This window comes from Parasedimentitalea psychrophila, assembly GCF_030285785.1.
Taxonomy (GTDB): domain Bacteria; phylum Pseudomonadota; class Alphaproteobacteria; order Rhodobacterales; family Rhodobacteraceae; genus Parasedimentitalea; species Parasedimentitalea psychrophila.
The window spans coordinates 2,317,700-2,338,731 of record NZ_CP127247.1; the positions used below are offsets into that span (position 1 = coordinate 2,317,700).

22 protein-coding genes and 1 riboswitch are annotated in these 21,032 nt (G+C 59.2%); of the genes, 21 read left to right on the forward strand and 1 reads right to left on the reverse strand.

The window, feature by feature from the left end:
* Positions 1 to 27 precede the first annotated feature (27 nt).
* Positions 28 to 825, forward strand: a complete 798-nt coding sequence (locus QPJ95_RS11285) for a phytanoyl-CoA dioxygenase family protein (protein ID WP_270919439.1) — start codon at positions 28 to 30, stop codon at positions 823 to 825.
* A 133-nt stretch (positions 826 to 958) separates the two neighbouring features.
* On the opposite strand, the gene QPJ95_RS11290 is transcribed toward QPJ95_RS11285, so the two are convergent.
* Positions 959 to 1,828: a hypothetical protein gene (locus tag QPJ95_RS11290; protein WP_270919440.1), complete on the reverse strand. Its 870-nt coding sequence runs from the start codon at positions 1,826 to 1,828 to the stop codon at positions 959 to 961.
* Between the two features lie 122 nt (positions 1,829 to 1,950).
* Between QPJ95_RS11290 and miaB the strand changes: the two genes are divergently transcribed.
* From miaB to trpB, 20 genes are all read left to right on the forward strand, one after another.
* Positions 1,951 to 3,273 (forward strand): tRNA (N6-isopentenyl adenosine(37)-C2)-methylthiotransferase MiaB, encoded by a 1,323-nt coding sequence (gene miaB / locus QPJ95_RS11295; RefSeq protein ID WP_270919441.1) that lies wholly within the window; start codon positions 1,951 to 1,953, stop codon positions 3,271 to 3,273.
* Positions 3,274 to 3,505: 232 nt separating this feature from the next.
* On the forward strand, positions 3,506 to 4,072 hold the full coding sequence (locus tag QPJ95_RS11300; protein WP_390923720.1) for an OmpA family protein: 567 nt from the start codon (positions 3,506 to 3,508) through the stop codon (positions 4,070 to 4,072).
* Positions 4,073 to 4,084: 12 nt separating this feature from the next.
* Positions 4,085 to 4,390, forward strand: a complete 306-nt coding sequence (locus QPJ95_RS11305) for a hypothetical protein (protein ID WP_270919442.1) — start codon at positions 4,085 to 4,087, stop codon at positions 4,388 to 4,390.
* Between the two features lie 140 nt (positions 4,391 to 4,530).
* A complete protein-coding gene (locus QPJ95_RS11310; protein ID WP_270919443.1) occupies positions 4,531 to 5,535 on the forward strand; it encodes a PhoH family protein in 1,005 nt (334 codons plus the stop codon).
* 81 nt (positions 5,536 to 5,616) lie between these two features.
* A complete protein-coding gene (ybeY, locus tag QPJ95_RS11315) occupies positions 5,617 to 6,165 on the forward strand; it encodes an rRNA maturation RNase YbeY (RefSeq protein ID WP_270919444.1) in 549 nt (182 codons plus the stop codon).
* A 107-nt stretch (positions 6,166 to 6,272) separates the two neighbouring features.
* Complete coding sequence (locus QPJ95_RS11320; RefSeq protein ID WP_390923808.1) at positions 6,273 to 7,052, forward strand: transporter associated domain-containing protein; 780 nt, start codon at positions 6,273 to 6,275, stop codon at positions 7,050 to 7,052.
* Positions 7,049 to 8,548, forward strand: a complete 1,500-nt coding sequence (gene lnt, locus QPJ95_RS11325; protein WP_270919446.1) for an apolipoprotein N-acyltransferase — start codon at positions 7,049 to 7,051, stop codon at positions 8,546 to 8,548. Before QPJ95_RS11320 ends, lnt begins: the two co-directional genes overlap by 4 nt.
* A gap of 64 nt (positions 8,549 to 8,612) precedes the next feature.
* Positions 8,613 to 8,661, forward strand: a riboswitch (SAM-SAH riboswitch).
* Between the two features lie 5 nt (positions 8,662 to 8,666).
* Positions 8,667 to 9,848 carry a methionine adenosyltransferase gene (gene metK / locus QPJ95_RS11330; RefSeq protein ID WP_270919447.1) on the forward strand — a complete coding sequence of 394 codons (1,182 nt, stop codon included), beginning with the start codon at positions 8,667 to 8,669 and terminating at the stop codon, positions 9,846 to 9,848.
* 152 nt (positions 9,849 to 10,000) lie between these two features.
* Positions 10,001 to 10,651, forward strand: a complete 651-nt coding sequence (locus tag QPJ95_RS11335; RefSeq protein ID WP_270919448.1) for a COG3904 family protein — start codon at positions 10,001 to 10,003, stop codon at positions 10,649 to 10,651.
* Positions 10,652 to 10,738: 87 nt separating this feature from the next.
* The gene (gene trmB / locus QPJ95_RS11340) at positions 10,739 to 11,518 is read left to right on the forward strand and encodes a tRNA (guanine(46)-N(7))-methyltransferase TrmB (protein WP_390923725.1); all 780 of its coding nucleotides are present in this window, start codon (positions 10,739 to 10,741) and stop codon (positions 11,516 to 11,518) included.
* Between the two features lie 49 nt (positions 11,519 to 11,567).
* Entirely contained in the window at positions 11,568 to 12,659 is a 1,092-nt protein-coding gene (locus QPJ95_RS11345) for an amidohydrolase family protein (protein WP_270919449.1), read from the forward strand.
* Between the two features lie 43 nt (positions 12,660 to 12,702).
* Entirely contained in the window at positions 12,703 to 14,049 is a 1,347-nt protein-coding gene (gene aroA / locus QPJ95_RS11350; protein ID WP_270919450.1) for a 3-phosphoshikimate 1-carboxyvinyltransferase, read from the forward strand.
* Positions 14,049 to 14,570, forward strand: coding sequence for a hypothetical protein (locus tag QPJ95_RS11355; RefSeq protein WP_270919451.1), 522 nt, complete (start codon positions 14,049 to 14,051; stop codon positions 14,568 to 14,570). The genes aroA and QPJ95_RS11355 overlap by 1 nt, the downstream gene beginning before the upstream one ends.
* Positions 14,567 to 15,178, forward strand: coding sequence for a (d)CMP kinase (locus QPJ95_RS11360; protein ID WP_270919452.1), 612 nt, complete (start codon positions 14,567 to 14,569; stop codon positions 15,176 to 15,178). Before QPJ95_RS11355 ends, QPJ95_RS11360 begins: the two co-directional genes overlap by 4 nt.
* 257 nt (positions 15,179 to 15,435) lie before the next feature.
* Positions 15,436 to 17,115 carry a 30S ribosomal protein S1 gene (gene rpsA, locus QPJ95_RS11365; RefSeq protein ID WP_270919453.1) on the forward strand — a complete coding sequence of 560 codons (1,680 nt, stop codon included), beginning with the start codon at positions 15,436 to 15,438 and terminating at the stop codon, positions 17,113 to 17,115.
* A 346-nt stretch (positions 17,116 to 17,461) separates the two neighbouring features.
* Positions 17,462 to 17,743: an integration host factor subunit beta gene (gene ihfB, locus QPJ95_RS11370; protein ID WP_270919454.1), complete on the forward strand. Its 282-nt coding sequence runs from the start codon at positions 17,462 to 17,464 to the stop codon at positions 17,741 to 17,743.
* Positions 17,744 to 17,747: 4 nt separating this feature from the next.
* Entirely contained in the window at positions 17,748 to 18,098 is a 351-nt protein-coding gene (locus tag QPJ95_RS11375; protein WP_270919455.1) for a LapA family protein, read from the forward strand.
* Between the two features lie 11 nt (positions 18,099 to 18,109).
* Positions 18,110 to 18,757, forward strand: a complete 648-nt coding sequence (locus QPJ95_RS11380; RefSeq protein WP_270919456.1) for a phosphoribosylanthranilate isomerase — start codon at positions 18,110 to 18,112, stop codon at positions 18,755 to 18,757.
* A 115-nt stretch (positions 18,758 to 18,872) separates the two neighbouring features.
* Entirely contained in the window at positions 18,873 to 19,460 is a 588-nt protein-coding gene (locus QPJ95_RS11385) for a hypothetical protein (RefSeq protein ID WP_270919457.1), read from the forward strand.
* A 284-nt stretch (positions 19,461 to 19,744) separates the two neighbouring features.
* Entirely contained in the window at positions 19,745 to 20,998 is a 1,254-nt protein-coding gene (gene trpB, locus QPJ95_RS11390; protein WP_270919458.1) for a tryptophan synthase subunit beta, read from the forward strand.
* Positions 20,999 to 21,032: the final 34 nt, after the last annotated feature.

The following is a 21,032-nucleotide window of genomic DNA, read 5'->3' on the forward strand; positions in this document are numbered from 1 at the left end:
TGCATCTTTACCCCGAGGATCTCCGCAATGGTTCACCCACTTATCACCCAAGACCACATTGATCAGTATCAGCGCGACGGGGTGGTGCTGATCCGCGGGTTGTTCGCCAATCAGGTAGAGCTACTGCGCGCCGGGGTGGCGGAGAATATGGCCGCCCCCGGTCCCTATGCGTCGAACAATGACAAGGCCGGCCAAAGTGGGCGGTTTTTTGACGATTATTGCAACTGGACCCGGATCCCCCAGTTCAGGGAGGCCATCGAGACCTCGCCGGTGGCAGAGGTGGCCGCTGATTTGATGGGCTCCGGCAGGGTGCAGATGTTTCATGACCATGTGCTGGTCAAGGAGCCGGGCACCTCAATGGCGACACCCTGGCATCAGGACGGGCCGTATTATTTCGTCGAGGGGGCGCAGACCGTCAGTTTCTGGTCGCCGCTGGATGTGGTGAGCGAGGCGACGCTGCGCTGCGTTGCCGGGTCGCATCGGTGGGACAAGGAAGTGCTGCCGACCCGCTGGGTTTCGGAGCAGGATTTCTTTGCCGACACGGGCCAGTATATGCCGGTGCCCGACCCGGAGGCCGAGGGGATGCCCATTGTGGAATACCCGATGCAGCCGGGCGATGCCGTTGCTTTTAACTTCAAGACCCTGCACGGCGCGCGCGGCAATACCCGCACGACGCGCCGCCGGGCGTTTTCATTGCGGCTGGTGGGCGATGACGCCCGCTATGTTGAGCGTCCCGGACCGACATCGCCGCCCTTTCCGGGCCATGACATGGTGCCGGGCCAGCGCCTGCGCGACGATTGGTTTCCGGTCCTGTTGCAGCGATGAAGGGCGGTGAGACGTTATGAGACTTGGTGAGAGAAAGAGGGGGCGCTGCCCCCACCGCCCGCTGGGCGGCTCCCCCGGGATATTTAGGGCCAGATGAAAGGCGGATGCAGGGGAGGCTTTGCCGCCGCTGGCATCAGAACCACTGCCCCGGCTCCATCAGCCCCAGATCCAGCAATTGGCGGGAGTGCCATTCAAACGGGGTTGAGTTGCGCCAGCGGAAACTGTCGATATCGAAACTCGATCCGGGGTTTCGCTTTAACGCCTTGGCGGTGCGGAACGAGCAGATTGCGGCGGTCAGGTTATGGTGCCAGGGGCAGGCGTAGGTGTTGTATTCCTGATCGTTGAAGCTGTGGCTGTCCAAAATCTGCAAATCAGGTTTGGCGCGAAACAGGGCGATGCGGTCGATCTTGCGGCTGTGGGCGGGGATGTGTTCTTCGTAGCGCCAGCGCAACCCGCCAAAGAAAACAAGCTGGCGGTCGCGGGGGGTCTGGGTCTCGGGGTCTGGGCGTGCCTGGGCATAGTAGCCGGACCTGTCCAGGTGGGCGTGCTCGAGCGAGACCGCGCTGGGGGTCTGGTGTAAGTCACCGGCATAGAGGTCGACCACATAGGTCAGCATCGCGTCGCGGCGTTCTTCGGCGTGAAAGCTGAGCATCTCGGTGACGCTGCGGGTCTCGCAAAACGGGTAGAACAGGTACTCGGTATTGTAGCAGTAATACAGCCAGCAGCCAGGTTTTGCCGCTGCGATGACTTTGTTGATGGCGCCGATCACCGCTCCGGACTGGGCGCAGTCAAAGGGCACCCGGTGAACACGGGTTTCCACGTCCTTGGGCATATCAAAGGCGTCAGGCATCAGCGCCACCACTGTTTCAAAGCCACATTGCAGATGGTGGCGCAGGGTGGTGGCGATCTCGACGTCGTCCTCGATGAAGATCAGCGCCACCGGCCCTTTGGCCAGCAGGGTCTTGCCTTGCTTTAGAAAATCGTCCAGCGACGTATACATCATACCCGTTGGTCCTCGACTGGCTGGTGTTTCGGGTCAAAATCGGTTAATCGCGCCGATATTGCAAGCCGTCGCTTTTGCCCTTATGGCAAGCGGCTATTCTCCCGTCCTGGAAGGCTGACACCATGAGCGCCCCGAAGAAGCTGTTTATCAAGACCTATGGCTGCCAGATGAATGTCTATGACAGCGAGCGTATGGCCGAGGCGCTGGGCGGGCAGGGCTATGTGGAAACCAAAAGCGCCGATGATGCGGATATGATCCTGCTGAACACCTGTCACATCCGCGAGAAGGCCGCAGAGAAGGTCTATTCGGAGCTGGGGCGCTTGAAAAAGCTGAAGATTGCCAAGCCAGATCTGAAAATCGGTGTGGCCGGTTGCGTCGCCCAGGCTGAAGGCGAAGAAATCATGCGTCGCCAGCCGGCGGTGGATCTGGTGGTTGGACCGCAGAGCTACCACAGGCTGCCGGAGATGGAGGACCAGATCCGCAAGGGCAACAAGGCGCTGGACACCGATTTCCCCGAAGAAGACAAGTTCGAGGCGCTGAAGAACCGTCCAAAAGCCAAGCGGGGCCCGACGGCATTTTTGACGGTGCAAGAGGGCTGCGACAAGTTCTGTGCGTTTTGCGTGGTTCCCTATACTCGCGGTGCCGAGGTCAGTCGTCCGGCCGATCGTATCTTGACCGAGGCGCGTGAACTGGTCGAACGGGGGGTGCGCGAAATCACCCTGCTGGGGCAAAACGTCAACGCCTATCACGGGGCTGGTGCCAGTGGGGACCTGACCCTGGCCCAGTTGATCTGGGAATTGGACAAAATCGACGGGCTGCAGCGGATCCGCTTTACCACTTCGCATACCAATGACATGAGTGATGACCTGATCGAGGCGCATGGGACCTGTGCCAAGCTGATGCCATATCTGCACCTGCCGGTGCAGTCCGGCTCGGACAAGATCCTGAAGCGGATGAACCGCAACCACACCGCCGATGGCTATCTGCGGGTGGTCGAGAAGATCCGCGCTGCCCGCCCGGACATTCTGCTGTCGGGGGATTTCATCGTTGGCTTCCCTGAGGAGACCGAGGCTGATTTTCAGGCCACGCTGGATCTGATCGAAGAGGTCAAATACGGCACCGCCTATTCCTTCAAATACTCCACCCGCCCCGGCACCCCTGCGGCAGAGCGGCCCCAGGTGGAGGAGGCCGAGGCCTCGGAGCGTTTGCAGCGCCTGCAGGCATTGCTGACCCGTCAGCAACGCGAGATTCAGACCAGCATGGTCGGCCGTGAGGTGGGTGTGTTGCTCGAGAAAACCGGGCGCCTCGCGGGGCAGATGGTTGGAAAGTCGGATTACCTGCATTCCGTTCACGTCGGCGACTGCGACAGGGCGGTCGGTGAATTGGCCCGGGTTCGCATCGTGTCGTCCTCGACAAATTCTCTGGCCGGAGAGCTTATCCGCTAAAGGGCCCTGCTGTGCTGTGTTATTTCGCGGGCAGCTGGGGGATAGGGTGTGAAATCGGGTACAATCCCCCCGGAATTGCCTGAGTGTCTCTTAATGCGGTGTAATTCGCATAAAAAATCATATAAAAACTCAAGTTAAATGTCTAAAACTTGGGTAGATTAAATTTATTGATGTGCGTCGCGTTTGGGGCTTTGGTGGCGTTCTGGGGAATTTAGGTGAAGGAAAACTCGTTGTGTTGAATTTTAAAGCGAAAGCTGTGTTTGTCAGGCTGGCTGCTGCCACGGCCGCTCTGACTTTGCTGACGGCGCCGCTGCAAGCGCAAGCGCAGCGTACGGTTGTCGGCGAGCGCTATGTGCCGACAATCTGGGTTGACCCGGATGGCTGCGAGCATTGGGTGATGGATGATGGCGCCGAAGGTTTCATGTCGCCGCATGTGACGCCAGATGGCAAACCGGTCTGCCGCCGCGGCAACATCTGCGGTGTCATGCCCACCGATCAGTTCTTTGGCAGCAACCAGCACGCGATCAGTTCGGCTGGTAAGCAGCGCCTGCAAGAGTTCTTCAAGTCGGCCAGTGCGCGTAGCTTTGTCGTTGTTGGTCATACCGATAGCCGGGCCTCGGATGAGTATAACATCCGGTTGTCCGAACGGCGCGCCAGTGCGGTTGCGCGGGTCGGCCGGTCGGTTGGGGCACGAATCTCTGACGTCCGGGCCTATGGTGAGCGCGATCCAAGCGTGCCAAATACCAGTGCCTCAAATATGGCGCAGAACCGCCGTGTTGAAATTTATTGCCTGCGCTGAGGGAGATAACTCATGCAAATTGCCAAAGCTGCCGCGCTTGTCGCTGCCTTCGCCCTGCTGTCCGCCTGTTCCGAGACCGGCGATAAAACTGTTGACCAGCATTTTGGGGATGGCAGTTCCAGTGGCCTGTCTCAGATGACCGCTGGCATCTGGGTTGACCCTCAGGGCTGCGAACACTGGTTGATCGATGATGGCCTCGAAGGCTATGCCGATCTGCGCCGCACCCCCGATGGCATGCCCGTCTGCAACAGTGATTTGCCACGCAATACGGCCACCGGCCCCTTCAAAAGCGGATCAAGCTTCCCGGATTCACTGTAGTATCAGTCACATCGAACTCTGAACGGCCGCCCTGACCCGGCGGCCGTTTGTGACTCCAGGTAAAATTTCCTCTGCGGCGCTTGCATAGGGGCGCTGCCAGGGGCACAGTATTCAGGTAACGCCCAATACAGGAGGTCAGCTTGGCCCTCGGTGCCCTAGACACATCGCCAGAACAGCCCGCAGATCCTGAAGTGCTGCTGGAATTTCCCGATAACCGCTTGCTGATCGACCTCTGTGGTGAATACGACCGCAATTTGATTGATATCGAACAGAACCTCGAAGTGCAGATCGTCCACCGAGGCAATCAGCTGGTGGTGATTGGCGAGACTGAATTGCGCCAGCGCGCGGTAACCGTACTGCAATCCCTGTACCAAAGACTGGAAAATGGCCGAACGGTCGAGCCGGGCGACGTTGATCGCGAGTTGCGGATGACGCCGCTGCAGCCGCCGCCGAGCGGCGGCCAGTTGGAGATGTTCAAAGGCGGACATGTGGAGATCAAGACCCGCAAGAAACTGGTCGAGCCGCGCACGGATGCCCAAAAAGCCTATGTTCAGGCGCTGTTCGCCAACGAACTTGCCTTTGGTATCGGGCCGGCCGGCACTGGTAAAACCTATCTGGCGGTGGCGGTGGGGGTGTCGATGTTCATCAACGGCCATGTGGACCGGATCATTCTGTCGCGTCCGGCGGTCGAAGCCGGTGAAAAGCTGGGCTATTTGCCAGGCGATATGAAGGACAAGATCGATCCCTATATGCAGCCGCTTTATGACGCGCTGAATGATTTCCTGCCGGGCAAACAATTGGCCAAACTGATCGAGGAAAAGCGGATCGAGATCGCACCGCTGGCCTTTATGCGGGGGCGCACCCTGAGCAATGCCTATGTGGTGCTGGACGAAGCCCAGAATGCCACAACCATGCAGATGAAGATGTTTCTGACCCGGCTGGGCGAGGGCTCGCGCATGGTGATCACTGGCGATCGGACCCAGGTTGACCTGCCGCGCAATGTGCCGTCCGGCCTTCAGGATGCGGAGCGTCTGCTGAGCGCCATTCCAAAAGTCAGCTTTAATTATTTCACCGCGCGCGACGTGGTTCGCCACCCGCTTGTCGCCGCCATCATCGAGGCCTATGAAGCAGATGACAAAGCCTGAATGCTCGGCTATGCCCCTGTTCATCTGGCCACAAATATCCCGGGGGTATGGGGGCCGGCCCCCATTTTGTAAAAGCAGACTATGACGCTGGACATCACCATAGACGACACCCGCTGGCAGCAGGCTCAGCTCGACAGCCTGGCCACCCAGGTGATCACCCGGACGCTGCAGCACTTCGGGCTCGACCCCGAGGCCTGCGAATTGTCGCTGCTGGCCTGCAATGACCAGCGCATTACTGAGTTGAACGGTGAATTCCGCGATAAACCGGGGCCGACAAATGTCCTGAGTTGGCCGGCCGAGGAGCTGGCCGCGGATCTCCCCGGCGGTGTGCCGCAGTGCCCCAGACCGGATTTCACCGGTGAAATCGCCCTTGGTGACATTGCGATCTCCTATGACACCTGCGCCCGCGAGGCGGTGGCAGCGGCAAAATCAATGGATGATCATGTGCGCCACTTGATCCTGCACGGGGTCTTGCATCTTTTGGGCTATGATCACATGCGTGACCCCGACGCCACGTTGATGGAGACTATTGAGGTCGAAATACTTGATAAAATGGGTGTTGATAACCCATATATAGAAAATGATGGCCCCCAAACGGGGCGCAACGGATTGGACAAATGGGCGACATAGACGGTAGTTCTAACGCGGCGCATAGCGCGCAGCAGAGCGATAACAACGCGGCACCAGCACCTGAGACCCCGCAACGGATCGGTTTTTGGCGCCGGTTTTTTGGAATGATGAGCCGATCAGAGGTGACCCCTGCGGCTGCCGTTAACGGCCACGCGGTGCCGCAGGCGCCGCCGCTGGGGATAATCAACCTGTCCCGGATGCGGGTCGAGGACGTGGCCATTCCGACCGCAGAAATTATTGCGGTGCCGATTTCCATCCCGATGGATGAGCTGGTGACTGTGTTCCGCGACAGCGGCTTGACCCGGATCCCGGTTTACGAGGGCACTCTGGACACGCCGCTGGGATTTGCGCACCTGAAAGACTTTGCCCTGACCCATGGTTTCAGCAATGATGATCGTGCCTTTGATCTGGCCCTTATGATACGTCCTTTGCTGTTTGTGCCGCCGTCGATGCCCATTGGGGTGCTGTTGTCCAAGATGCAGACCGAGCGACGTCACATGGCCCTCGTGATTGACGAATATGGCGGTGTTGACGGGCTGTTGACCATCGAGGACCTGATTGAGCAGGTCGTCGGCGAGATCGAAGATGAACATGATGCTGGCGAAGACCAGACCTGGTTCAAGGAGAAAACAGGCTGCTACATTGCCCAGGCCCGCACACCGCTGGATGAATTCGAGGCTGAAATTGGTCGCTCTTTGACCAACCACGAGGACGTCGACGAAGAGGAAATCGATTCTCTGGGCGGGCTGGTGTTCATGTTGTCGGGCCGGGTGCCCGCCCGAGGCGAGGTGGTGATCCATCCCGACGGCCCGGAATTCGAAGTGATGGATGCAGATCCGCGCCGTATCAAGCGGCTGCGGGTTCGGTTGCCGGACGAGGTTGCGTGAGCTTAGCGCAGCGCCGGGTCAGCGCGCCAGCCCTGCTGTGGTATGGCTCTGCCCTGTTGCCTTTGGCGCTGGGCGCGCTGTTGGCGCAGGCCCTGGCGCCTGTACAGTTTCTCTGGGGCATTCCGCTGGCACTGGGGTTGATCTCGGTGCAGGTCCTGCGGGTGAACTCGGCCTGGGCCGGCGCCGGGCTCGGCTGGCTCTTTGGGGTTGGCTATTTTGGCTTTGCGCTGTCCTGGATCGTCGAACCATTTCAGATTGATCCAGACCGGCATGCCTGGATGGCACCGTTTGCCTTGTTGTTTCTGGCCGCGGGACTGGCACTGTTCTGGGGGCTGGCCTTTGGGCTGGCCGCCAGAGTGCCGCAGCGCGGTCTGCGCCTGCTGGCCTTGATCGCAGCCTGGTCGCTGGCCGAGTTTGGCCGCGCCTATCTGTTCACTGGCCTGCCTTGGGCAGCGTTTGGTCAGTTCTGGATTGACAGTCCGGCGGCGGTATTACTGCCCTGGGTTGGGCCACATGGGATTGCGCTGCTGACGCTGGCGGCAGTGCTGCCGCTGGGTCTGATCAGGCAAAAACCACTGCTGGCCATTGCGCCACTGCTGGCGGCGCTGGCGCTGCTGTGGCTGCTGCCATCGCCGCCGGCCGCAGTTTTGACGGCCAAAACGGTGCGGCTGGTGCAGCCCAACGCTCCGCAGGACCAGAAATGGCATCCCGAATACCGCTGGGGTTTTGTGCGCCGACAATTGTCCTATACCAGCGCCCAACCGCGGCCGGATCTGATTGTCTGGCCCGAAACCGCAGTGCCGCAATTGCTGAATACGGCAGATGATATCCTGGCGGCAATTGCAGAGGCGGCGGATGGGGTGCCGGTGATCACTGGCATCCAGCGTTACCAAGACCAGCGGTATTTCAATTCCCTGATGGTGCTGGATGCTTTGGGCGCGCCGGGCCAGATCTACGACAAGGCCCATCTGGTGCCCTTTGGCGAATATGTGCCCTTTGGTGACGTGCTGGCGCGGTTTGGCATTTCCGGTTTTGCCTCGCAAACCGGATCTGGCTATGCCGCAGGGCCGGGGCCACAGATCTTGGATCTTGCGATCGGTAAAGCGCTGCCGCTGATCTGCTATGAAGCGGTGTTTCCGCAGCTGTTGAACGCCGCACCCGCGCGGGCCGATATGCTGATCCAGATCACCAACGATGCCTGGTTCGGCACCTACTCCGGTCCCTATCAGCACTTGGTGCAGGCCCGGATGCGGGCGGCCGAACAGGGCTTGCCGATGATCCGGGTGGCCAATACCGGGGTCTCGGCGATGATCGACGGCTATGGCCGCATCCGCGAGAGCCTCGCTCAGGGCGAGGCGGGTTTTGTCGATGCGAGGTTGCCGCAGCCGCTGGCGCCGACCCTGTATAGCCGCACCGGCGACCTGCCTGTCTTTGTGCTGTTGCTGCTGCTGGCTGGCTTTGTGGTGGCAAGAAACAGGCGTCATCGGCCATTCTAACGGCCGCTTAACCTTTGCCGGATAGTGATTGACCACCGCTCAAAGGGCGCGTATTTCAACCCGATACCCACCACAACGGCTTCCTGACGTGGTAGGCGAACCCCACTGGAGCACTTTCATGACCCGTAAGAATTATATCTTCACTTCGGAATCCGTTTCCGAAGGCCATCCGGACAAGGTCTGCGACCGCATCTCGGATGCTGTTCTGGATGCCTTTCTGGCCGAAGAACCCGAAGCCCGCGTCGCGGCTGAGACCTTTGCAACCACCAACCGTGTGATCATTGGGGGAGAGGTCGGCCTCTCCGACCAGGACAAACTGCACGATTACATGGGCCGCATCGAAGACATCACCCGCGCCTGTATCAAAGACATTGGATATGAACAGGAAAAGTTCCACCACGAAACGGTGGAAATAACCAACCTGCTGCACGAGCAATCGGCCCATATTGCCCAGGGTGTCGATGCCGCTGGCGACAAAGACGAAGGGGCCGGCGATCAGGGCATCATGTTTGGCTATGCCACCAGGGAAACCCCGGAACTGATGCCCGCCCCGATCCAGTATGCCCATGCGATCCTGCGGCGTCTGGCCGAAGTGCGCAAGGATGGCAGCGAGCCGACGCTTGGCCCTGATGCCAAATCGCAGCTGTCGGTGATCTATGAAGACGGCAAACCGGTTGGCGTCAGCTCGGTCGTGCTGTCAACTCAGCATCTGGACGAAACCCTGACCTCAAACGATATCCGGGCGCTGGTGTTGCCCTATATCACCGAGGTGCTGCCCGAAGGCTGGCTGACCGAGGCCACCCAGTGGCACGTCAACCCAACCGGCAAATTTGTCATCGGCGGCCCCGATGGGGATGCTGGCCTGACAGGGCGCAAGATCATCGTGGATACCTATGGCGGCGCTGCACCACATGGCGGCGGTGCCTTCTCGGGCAAGGATCCGACCAAGGTTGACCGCTCGGCGGCCTATGCTGCCCGCTATCTGGCAAAGAACGTGGTTGCCGCCGGTCTGGCCGAACGCTGCACCATTCAGCTGTCTTATGCCATTGGTGTCTCCAGACCTCTGTCGATCTATGCTGACATGCATGGCACCGGCGAAGTGGCGCCTGATGCCATAGAGAAGGCAATCGACCAGGTGATGGACCTGACGCCGCGCGGCATCCGCCAGCATCTGGCTCTGAACAGGCCAATCTACCAGCGCACCGCAGCTTACGGTCACTTTGGCCGCGAGCCTGAGGCCGATGGTGGCTTTAGCTGGGAAAAGACAGATCTGGTCGAGGCTCTGAGAAAGTCGGTTTGATCTCAATTTCCTGAAGATTGAAAAGGCGGGCCGGGTGTCCGCCTTTTTGTTTTTCAGTGTTCGGATATTTCATGCGCGATATTTGAGTGTTGGACAGCGTCAGGGTCTGAGCCTAGCATTCCTTCAGGAGCCATTTGCGGTCTGGAGCTTGTATGTTTCGTTTTGTTCTTGTCGGAATTTTTTGTGTTATGGCACTGCCGCTGGCAGCCAAAGGCCCTAAGTCCGAGAAATTTTCTCTCGAAGGGCAGGTGCTGATCTATGACACCGAAACACAGGGTTTGGGTAAAGAAGCGGAGATGACCGTCGATGACATCGAGGCTTTGAAAGACATGTTGCACAAGCACCCTGATGTGACCGAACTGCGACTGAACAGCAGTGGCGGCAGCGTTTTTGCAGGTGAGGAAATGGCATGGATCGTCATTGATTTCGGGCTCAACACCACGGTTTCAGGGCAATGTGTCAGCGCCTGTGTGGATCTGTTCCTTGCAGGCAGCAGACGCAGAATGACCCTGGGGTCGAAAATGGGCTTTCATCAGCGACGTTGGGCACCCAGGTCGGTCAAGAACTATTATGAAAGTTGGAACGATGATGAGGGCTGGAAGACGCCGTTTGATTTTGGCAGTTGGATCTATGAGGACACCCAGACCGAGATCTATCAACATCTCAGCTATTTGGTCGACCGGGGTGTCGATGCCGGGTTTGCAATCGAAACGCTGCGGGTTGATTCGGATGGGGAATGGTACCCTTCTCGATTGAAATTAATTGCCGCAGGCGTGCTGCGCGAAGATCCGGTGGCGCACTGAGCCGACCGCTGTGACTTGACCCGGCTGGGCAGTTGCGGCACAGGGGCTGCCAGTATTGCCGCTGCGGCCCAACAGGAAACCTGCCAGATGTCCGACGATCAGATCCCCAGTGATACATCCAGTGACGAGACCAGTGATACATCCAGTGATATGCCTGCCGGCACTGGCCATCAAAGCGGCGCCCCCTGGCGCAATTTTTATGGCCGCTTCAAAGGCAAGACGCTAAAGCCAAATCAGAAGGTCTATCTGGACGAGGATCTGGGCCCTCTCAGCCCTGGCGCTGTCACCTGGGAAGAAAACCCTGACCGCACCAATCTCGATCTGCAGGCGCTGTTTGGCGGCCGCGATACCTGGCTTGAGGTTGGCTTTGGTGGTGGCGAACACCTGGTACATCAGGCACTCAATAACCCCAATGTGGGGATTATCGGAGCCGAGCCCTACGTTAACGGCATCGCCACATTGCTGGGCAAGATCCGCCAATCTGAGTGTGACAATATCGCCGTTCACCCCGGTGATGCCCGTGATCTGATGGATGTGCTGCCCAAGGCGTCGATCGCGCGCGCCTTTTTGTTGTATCCCGACCCCTGGCCCAAATCCCGCCACCACCGCCGCCGTTTTGTGACCCAGGAACATCTGGAGCCACTGGCGCAGGTGCTAAAGCCCGGTGCCATCTTCCGGGTTGCCACTGATATTCCCGACTATGTGCGCCAAACGCTTGAGGAAGTTCCGAAAGCCGGGTTTGAACGGCTGACTGTTGAAGGCGAGGACTGGCACCAGCCCTGGAGCGACTGGCTGTCGACACGCTACGAGAAAAAAGCCCTGCGCGAGGGGCGCATGCCGCATTACCTGACTTTCAAACGCCTTTGATTTGCGAACCTGGCATGTCATGCTGATCCCATATTGTAAGGGATTTTTCATGTCAGATATTCGCATCACCAATTGCCACATCCACACGTTCACATCGCAGCATGTTCCTCGCGATTTCCCGTTCCCGGCGGTCCGTTTTTTGCGCAAGGATCCCGGGTTGGTCAAAAAACTGGCCTGGGCGCTGCGGATGCTGGGTCAGGAGCATCTGTCGGATCAGCTGCGCAGATTGCATCAGTTTATGATCCAGGGGGCATTGCCGAGCCAGGCGCAGATCCTGTCGGATGTGGTCAGTCACTATCCCGATGATACACGGTTTGTGGTGCTGCCGATGGATATGCAACAGATCGGTCGCGGCCCGGTGCCGGTGGGGCTGAAAGACCAGCATGATGAACTGGCCCGGTTGCGGGATGCTGCCAACCCTCCGGGCTCGATCTTGCCCTTTGCCACCGTTGATCCGCGTGACGAAGCCAGCGTTCAGGAGTGCCTGCGCGCCATAAACGAGCTGGGATTTCGCGGATTGAAGATCTACCCACGGCTTGGATTCGCACCGGATCACCCGGCTCTGATGCAGCGGATCTATCCGCGGGTGGCGGAATTGGGGCTGCCCGTCATGACCCATTGTTCCCGTGGCGGGGTGCAGGGCAAAGACACCTGTGACTACACCGGAGATGGGTTTACCCGGCCCTATGCCTATCGCTCCGTTTTGCATCAGTTCCCGCAACTGCGACTGTGTCTGGCGCATTTTGGCGGTCAGGCGGATTGGACAGCCTACCTCAATGCCGGCGAAACCCGTGGTCGGGAAAACTGGATGGAGCAGATCCGTGACATGATCGGCGGCGGCCAATACGCCAACCTATGGACCGATATTTCCTACACCTTGTTCCAATTTGAGGATTTCGCACCGATCCTGCGGCTGCTGCTGAGCGGCGAACAGGATGCCAGCCAAAGACTGCGTCGGCGGGTTTTGTTTGGATCAGACTTCTACATGACCCGGCAGGAAGAGCTGAGCGAACGGGCGGTCAGCATCCGCTTGCGTGTCGCTTTGGGCGAAACTCTGTTCAGCCAGATCGCGCAAATCAACCCTGAAGTCTGGCTGGATGAACGTGCGGAGGATAAAACGCTCTGGACCGGGCAGGGGTGATTGGGTAGGAAAATGATAACGCTCGCATAAGGAAAGTTTTTGTATGTCTGGACACGGCACGCCCACCCCTATGACCTCACACCGCTGCGGCCCGCTGAGTGGGGTGGCCGAAGTTCCCGGCGACAAGTCGATTTCGCACCGCTCGCTGATTTTGGGCGCCATGGCGATTGGCGAGACCAAGATCACCGGACTGCTCGAAGGCGAGGATGTGCTGGACACCGCCAAGGCGATGCAGGCCTTTGGCGCCGAGGTGGTGAACCACGGTGGCGGCAGTTGGTCGGTGTTTGGCGTTGGTGTTGGCGGCTTTGCCGAGCCGGGCAATGTGATCGACTGCGGCAACTCGGGCACCGGGGTGCGGCTGATCATGGGCGCGATGGCGACCCAGCCGATCACCGCTACCTTTACCGGTGATGCCAGCCTGAATGGCCGCCCAATGGCCCGCGTCACCGATCCGCTGGCGCTGTTTGGGGCGCAGACCGTTGGCCGCAAGGGCGGCCGTCTGCCGATGACCATCGTCGGCGCCGCTGATCCGGTGCCGGTGCGCTATGTGGTGCCGGTGCCCTCGGCGCAGGTGAAATCGGCGATGCTGCTGGCCGGGCTGAATGCACCGGGCAAGACCGTGGTGATCGAAAAAGAGGCCACCCGCGATCATTCTGAACGGATGTTGGCGGGGTTTGGCGCTGAGATCACCGTTGAAAACACCGATGAGGGCCGCGAGATCACCCTGACCGGCCGTCCGGAACTGAAACCACAGGTGATTGTGGTGCCGCGTGATCCCTCCAGTGCCGCCTTTCCGGTCTGCGCTGCAATCATCACACCGGGATCAGATGTGCTGGTGCCCGGCATCGGGTTGAACCCAACCCGCGCCGGGTTGTTCACCACCCTGCGCGACATGGGCGCTGATCTGAGCTATGAAAACGAACGCTCTGAGGGCGGTGAACCAGTGGCCGATCTGCGCGCCCGCTATTCGCCCAATATGAAGGGTATTGCGGTGCCGCCAGCGCGTGCGGCCTCGATGATCGACGAATACCCGGTGCTCTCCGTGGTTGCGGCCCATGCCACTGGCGTGACCATGATGGCCGGCGTCAAGGAGTTGCGGGTCAAGGAAAGCGACCGCATCGACGCGATGGCCAAGGGGCTGCGCGCCTGCGGTGTGAGTGTCGATGAGGGCGAGGATTGGTGGCAGGTCACCGGTCTGGGCCCCGAAGGGGTGCCGGGTGGGGCCACCTGTGCCAGCCAGCTGGACCACCGTATCGCGATGGCCTTTATGGTGCTGGGCATGGCGGCGCAAAACCCGGTCACGGTGGATGACGGCGGACCGATTTCAACCTCGTTCCCGATTTTCGAACCGCTGATGGGCGCTCTGGGTGCCAAGTTGAGCCACGGCTGATGCGCGCCCGGCAAAAATACCGTCAGATTTATTGGGGCGCCTTTGCTGCCGCCTTGGGCGTTTACGTCACCATGATCGTCTGGACCCTGCCGGGCATCTCGCAATCTGCGGGCGGTTTGCTGCCCTTTGATCTGCGGCCGATGGGCTATTCCGCTGACGAAGCGCGGGCCTTTCTGTCCGCCTTGGGGGCTGAAGGGCACGCGCTTTACACCGGGCCACAACGGCTGTTGGATATGGCCTATCCGGCGCTTCTGGGCTTTGTGCTGATCGGCGCGCTGCGGTATTTCTATGCCAAGGGCTGGTTGCTGACCTTACTGGTCTTTGTCGCGCTGGCCGGTATGGGGGCCGATTATTTGGAAAACATGCGGGTGGCATTGCTGCTGGCTGGCGATACCAGTGATCTGGCCATTGCCGCAGCGTCTCGGTCTACTGTGATGAAATCCGTTCTGACCTCAGTTGCCATGCTTGCTGTGCTGGCGGGCCTGATCGGCGCGACATGGCGAGGTTGGAGGCGCAAATGACTGACATCTTCACCATCGCAATCGACGGGCCGGCGGCGGCGGGCAAGGGCACTATCTCCAAGGCGATTGCCGCCCGGTTTGGCTTTGCCCATCTGGATACCGGCTTGCTGTACCGCGCTGTTGGTGCGCGGGTGCTGGCGGGCGTAGACCCCGTTGAGGCCGCCCAAACTCTGCAGGCTCACGACCTAGAGCGGGGCGATCTGCGCAGTGCCGAGGTGGCGCAAGCCGCCTCCAAAGTGGCAGTGATCGGTGAGGTGCGCGCTGCGCTAGTGGACTTTCAACGCGCCTTTGCCCGCCGCGCCGGTGGGGCGGTACTGGATGGGCGCGATATTGGCACGGTGATCTGCCCAAACGCCGAAGTGAAGCTTTATGTCACCGCCAGCGCCGAGGTGCGGGCCAAACGTCGTTTTCTGGAGCTGACAGGCAAGGGCGAAGTGACCTCGCTCGCCGTGGTGCTGGCCGATGTAGCGGCGCGCGATGAGCGTGACATGAACCGCGCCGAGGCGCCGCTGAAGCCCGCAGCAGATGCGGTGGTGATCGACACCAGTGAGCTGAGCATCGAGCAGGCATTGCAGCTTGCCCTGACCGAAGTATCAGCCCTGAAATAGTCACACCAATTCATTTGAGTAGGTCCAATCGGCTTTATTGCGACTTGCGCCAGCAAGAGAATCCGCTTATTAAACGCGCTGTCAGTATAGAGGCGGTTAACGCACACACGGCATTATGAGCAGGGCTGGGGTATCCTCCGGCCCTTTGTGTTTGTTTGCTCAGACCGCGTGTGCGGCGTCCATATTGACCAAACCCCAAGACCGGCGGAGACAACCGCACGGCCAGAAAACAAATGTAAAAGGAAACATGAGACCTCATGGCTCAAAACGTATCTATGGAGGACTTCGAAGCCCTTCTGAATGAAAGCTTCGAAATGGACACCCCTGATGAGGGTTCCGTTGTAAAAGGCAAAGTCATCGCGATTGAAGCGGGACAAGCCATCATCGACGTCGGCTACAAAATGGAAGGCCGCGTTGATCTGAAAGAATTCGCTAATCCAGGCGAAGAGGCTGAACTGGCTGTTGGCGACGAGGTAGAAGTCTACCTGCGGTCTGCTGAAAACGCCAAAGGCGAAGCTGTTATCTCGCGTGAGATGGCCCGCCGTGAAGAAGCCTGGGATCGTCTGGAAAAAGCCTACGCAGACGAAGAGCGCGTCGAAGGCGCAATCTTTGGTCGCGTCAAAGGTGGCTTTACCGTCGACCTCGGCGGCGCAGTTGCGTTCTTGCCCGGTTCGCAGGTTGACGTCCGTCCGGTACGTGACGCTGGCCCACTGATGGGTCTGAAGCAGCCGTTCCAGGTTCTGAAAATGGACCGTCGTCGGGGCAACATCGTTGTTTCGCGTCGTGCGATCCTCGAAGAATCCCGCGCCGAACAGCGCGCCGAAGTCATTGCCAACCTGACCGAAGGTCAGGCTGTTGATGGTGTGGTCAAGAACATCACCGAATATGGTGCGTTTGTTGACCTTGGCGGCGTTGACGGATTGCTGCACGTCACTGACATGGCATGGCGTCGTGTGAACCACCCGTCCGAGATCCTGACAATCGGCGAGACCGTTAAGGTCCAGGTTATCAAGATCAACAAAGAGACTCACCGTATCTCGCTCGGCATGAAGCAGCTGCAAGACGATCCTTGGGATCTGGTCGCTGCTAAGTTCCCGCTGGAAACTGTGCACACTGGTCGCGTCACCAACATCACCGACTACGGTGCATTTGTTGAGCTGGAGCCCGGCGTCGAAGGTCTGGTTCACGTGTCCGAGATGTCCTGGACCAAGAAAAACATCCACCCCGGCAAGATCGTTTCGACCAGCCAGGAAGTGGAAGTTATGGTTCTGGATATCGACAGCTCCAAGCGTCGCGTATCCCTGGGTCTCAAGCAGACACAGCGCAACCCATGGGAAGTCTTCGCAGAAGCCAACCCTGAAGGCACCGAAGTCGAAGGCGAAGTCAAGAACATCACCGAATTCGGTCTGTTCATTGGTCTCGAAGGCGACATCGACGGCATGGTCCACCTCTCCGACCTGTCCTGGGACGAGCGCGGCGAAGATGCGATCCAGAGCTACCACAAGAACGACGTGGTTCAGGCGGTTGTCTCCGAGGTTGATATCGAAAAAGAGCGTATCTCTCTCTCGATCAAAAACCTGGGTGGTGACAAGTTCGCAGAAGCCGTTGGCGGCGTGAAGCGCGGAACGATCGTGACTGTTGAAGTCACCGCGATCGAAGAAGGCGGCATCGAAGTTGTGTATGAAAGCATGAAGTCTTTCATCCGCCGTTCCGATCTGTCGCGTGACCGTGCCGAGCAGCGTCCTGAGCGTTTCAACGTTGGCGACAAAGTCGACGTGCGGATCACCAATGTCGACTCCAAAACCCGCCGTTTGGGTCTGTCGATCAAAGCGCGCGAAATTGCGGAAGAAAAAGAAGCCGTCAAGCAGTATGGTTCCTCGGACTCCGGCGCTTCGCTGGGCGACATCCTGGGTGCCGCTCTGAAGTCGGGCGACTGATCTTCAGCTCTTTTTAGAGACGTTAATGATAGAAAAGCCCCGCTTAATGGCGGGGCTTTTTTGTGGAAAAATTCGGTTGTTCGGGATCCGAACGAGGCGCCCGGCGGTACCAAACCAGGCTCCGAATCAATTGAAAGCCTCTGACCCCAGCTGTGCAGGGATCTGCCGAAACGCTGCGCCAGCAGACTGTCAGAGCCTAAATCGCTCTTCTGTAAGCAAAATTTTGCCAATTACAGCATGATTTGACGCTCTGACACTGCGGTTTCTGTTCCCGCCCGCATATTTTTCGTCTTATAGTCGTTTCAAATCACTTAGCTTTTACCGTTGGCTTGGGAGGGCCTGGAATATGATCCGCTCAGAATTGATTCAGAAGATTGCAGAAGAAAACCCGCACCTGTATCAGCGAGACGTTGAGCGGATCGTTAATACGGTGTTTGAGGAAGTCACTGGCGCCATGTCGCGCGGTGACCGGGTCGAACTGCGTGGGTTTGGCGCCTTTTCGGTGAAAAAGCGTGACTCGCGGGTGGGACGCAATCCTCGCACCGGTGAAACGGTTCAAGTAGATGAAAAACACGTCCCGTTCTTTAAGACCGGCAAGTTGCTGCGGGACCGTTTGAACGGAAAATAAACTGATGCGTTATGTTCGCTTTGCCTTCTGGGGTGCACTCGGGATCCTGCTGATTTCTGTCAGTCTGGCCAATCGTGCCATTGTCGATTTGCAGCTGATGCCGGATGCAGTGGCTGAATTGCTGGGCTTCAACCCCAGCATCTCGCTGCCGCTGTTTGTTGTGGTGCTGGGCGGCATTGCCTCGGGGCTGATCATTGGCTTTATCTGGGAATGGATCCGCGAGCACAAACACCGCCGTGCTGCCGGTGGCCAGGCCCGCGAAGTGCGCAAACTGTCACGGGAAGTCAGCAAGCTGAAAACCCAAAAGAACGCCGGCAAGGACGAAGTTCTGGCCATTCTTGACGACGCCAACTGAGGCCTAGATTGATGAACGACATTCGGGTCAAAATCTGTGGTTTGCGCAGTGGTGATGACGTGACCGCAGCGGCGCAGGCCGGAGCGGCCTATGTGGGGTTTGTCTTCTTCCCCAAATCTCCACGCTATGTGCAGATCGACCAAGCCGCCACTCTGGCTGCTCTGGCGCCGGTTGGCCTGTGCAAAGTGGCGCTGACGGTAAACGCCAGCAATGCAGAGTTGGACGCCATCACCGCAAAGGTGCCGCTGGACATGCTGCAATTGCATGGCGTTGAGAGCCCCGAACGGGTCGCCGAGGTCAAAGCACGCTATGGGTTGCCAGTGATGAAGGCGATCGGCGTTGCGGATGCCTCTGACTTGCCGCAGATAGATGCCTATTCGGCGGTTGCCGACCAACTGCTGATTGATGCCAAGCCGCCCAGGGATGCCGAATTGCCGGGAGGCAACGGGTTGGCGTTCGACTGGCGGCTGTTGGCGGGTCGCAAATACTGGCAGCGTCCCTGGATGCTGGCAGGCGGTCTGACACCGGATAACGTGGCCGAGGCGCTGCGGATGACCGGTGCCAATCAGGTTGATGTCTCCTCAGGAGTTGAGGTGGCGCCGGGCCAAAAGGATGCGGACCTTATCCGCGCCTTCGTCGGGGCCGCAACCAGCCGCTGATGCGGCGCCGTAGACGCAAGCAGCGAAGCTTGCGTTGCCTTTTTTGTCTCAAAATCAAGCGTCGGTGTGCCGTATCTCTTTCCTCCTGCCATTCCGTGGGGCCAGATAGGTCAGTGTGGTTTGGCAAACTGAAGTGGATGTAAGGATAACGGCGGGGAGCTGGACGTCCTGCTTTGTTGCGCGCAGATTGGGCCCGGTCTGGAGGGACAGGTCCATCTGGCGCCCGGTTTTCATCGAAGCAGCGGCAAAGCTCGATATTGCCCGCCGTGGAACGGATATTGGTATTCGCAATAAGCGGCCTGACCAGCACTGGCTGGCAGCGCGCCGCACTGGCACGGTTGAATACGCTGCCTTTGCGATCTCAGCCGAAGTTCGTGGCTTTGTTGCATTGTCGCAGACAGAAGTGCAGACCCCTTCAGCGATCTGGCTGCGCCAGCATCATGCGGGCGAGATTGTATCGACAGCGGGCGCGCCCAGGTTGCTGGCGGATCTTGCTGTTGCCGGGGTGGGCAAGGTGGTGCTGCCCTATTTTGAAGAACAGGATATTGAAAGCTTGCAACAGGTCGGCCCGGTGATCGGGGCGCTGACCCATGCGGAGTGGCTGGTTCGTCACCACGAGGCACGCCACGACGCCCCCGTTCGCGCCGCACTTGACGTAGTGGCGCAAGTATTGGCTGACAGAAACAGCATGATGTCTGACTAACGTGGCAGGCCGAGATCCACATTTGTTTATGGGTCGGAACATGCGGCTCCCGCCTCGGCTTGTGATCCTTTGGATCCCATCTCCAAGTTGGGCCCGGCGCCGCGCCCTTCGGGCGCGGCGCCGGTCGCCTGGGGCAAAGCCCCAGGCGAAATGGCATTACCGGCAGGTGCGGCGCGGTCAATTTAGGGTGGGGGCTTGGGGCTGAGGGCGACGCCGGTGCAAAAACTGGTTCCTCTCGGCGAATTTGCGCTTTAGAACCGTCTCAACTGATGACGGAGACAGCAATGGCCGAAGATCTATTCAACAGCTTCATGAACGGACCCGACGAGCAAGGCCGCTTTGGCATTTTCGGCGGCCGGTTTGTGTCTGAAACACTGATGCCGCTGATCCTCAGCCTTGAGGACGAATACAATCGGGCCAAGGATGACGACAGCTTCTGGGGTGAGATGAAGGACCTGTGGACCCATTATGTTGGCCGTCCCAGCCCGCTGTATCATGCCGAGCGTCTGACCGCGCATCTGGGCGGTGCCAAGATCTATTTGAAACGCGACGAGCTGAACCATACCGGCGCCCATAAGATCAACAACGTGCTGGGCCAGATCATTCTGGCGCGCCGCATGGGCAAGACCCGAATCATCGCCGAGACAGGTGCCGGGCAGCACGGTGTCGCCACCGCCACGGTCTGCGCCAAGTTCGGCCTGAAATGTATCGTTTACATGGGCGCCCATGATGTGCAGCGTCAGGCGCCCAATGTTTTCCGTATGCGCCTGCTGGGGGCCGAGGTGATCCCGGTGACCTCCGGTCGCGGCACCCTGAAGGACGCGATGAATGACGCCCTGCGCGACTGGGTGACCAACGTCAATGACACCTATTATTGCATTGGCACCTCGGCGGGTCCGCATCCCTATCCGGCGATGGTGCGCGACTTTCAGTCGATCATCGGCAAGGAAGTCCGCTGGCAACTGGCCGAGCAAGAGGGCGAAGGCCGTCTGCCGGACACCTTGATTGCGGCCATCGGCGGCGGTTCAAACGCCATCGGCCTGTTTCACCCCTTCCTGGACGATAAATCAGTCCGCATCATCGGTGTTGAGGCCGGCGGTAAGGGTGTCGATGACAAGATGCAGCACTGCGCCTCGCTGAGCGGCGGTCGCCCCGGCGTGCTGCACGGCAACCGCACCTATCTGCTGCAGGACGATGACGGCCAAATTCTCGAAGGCTTTTCCATATCTGCCGGGCTCGACTATCCGGGCATCGGCCCCGAGCATTCCTGGCTGCATGACAGCAAACGGGCGGAATATGTGTCGATCACCGATGCCGAGGCCCTGGAGGCGTTTCAGCTGAGCTGCGCCTTGGAAGGCATCATTCCGGCGCTGGAGCCTAGCCACGCGCTGGCCCATGTGATGAAAATCGCGCCCGAACTGCCCAAGGACCACATCATCGTGATGAACATGTGTGGCCGCGGCGACAAGGATGTCTTTACCGTCGCGCGGCATCTTGGCTTTGATATGTCTGACACCGAAGGCCGTGATATCGACTAAACAGCGCCCGGCGCTGAGGCAAAAGGCTTTCTTC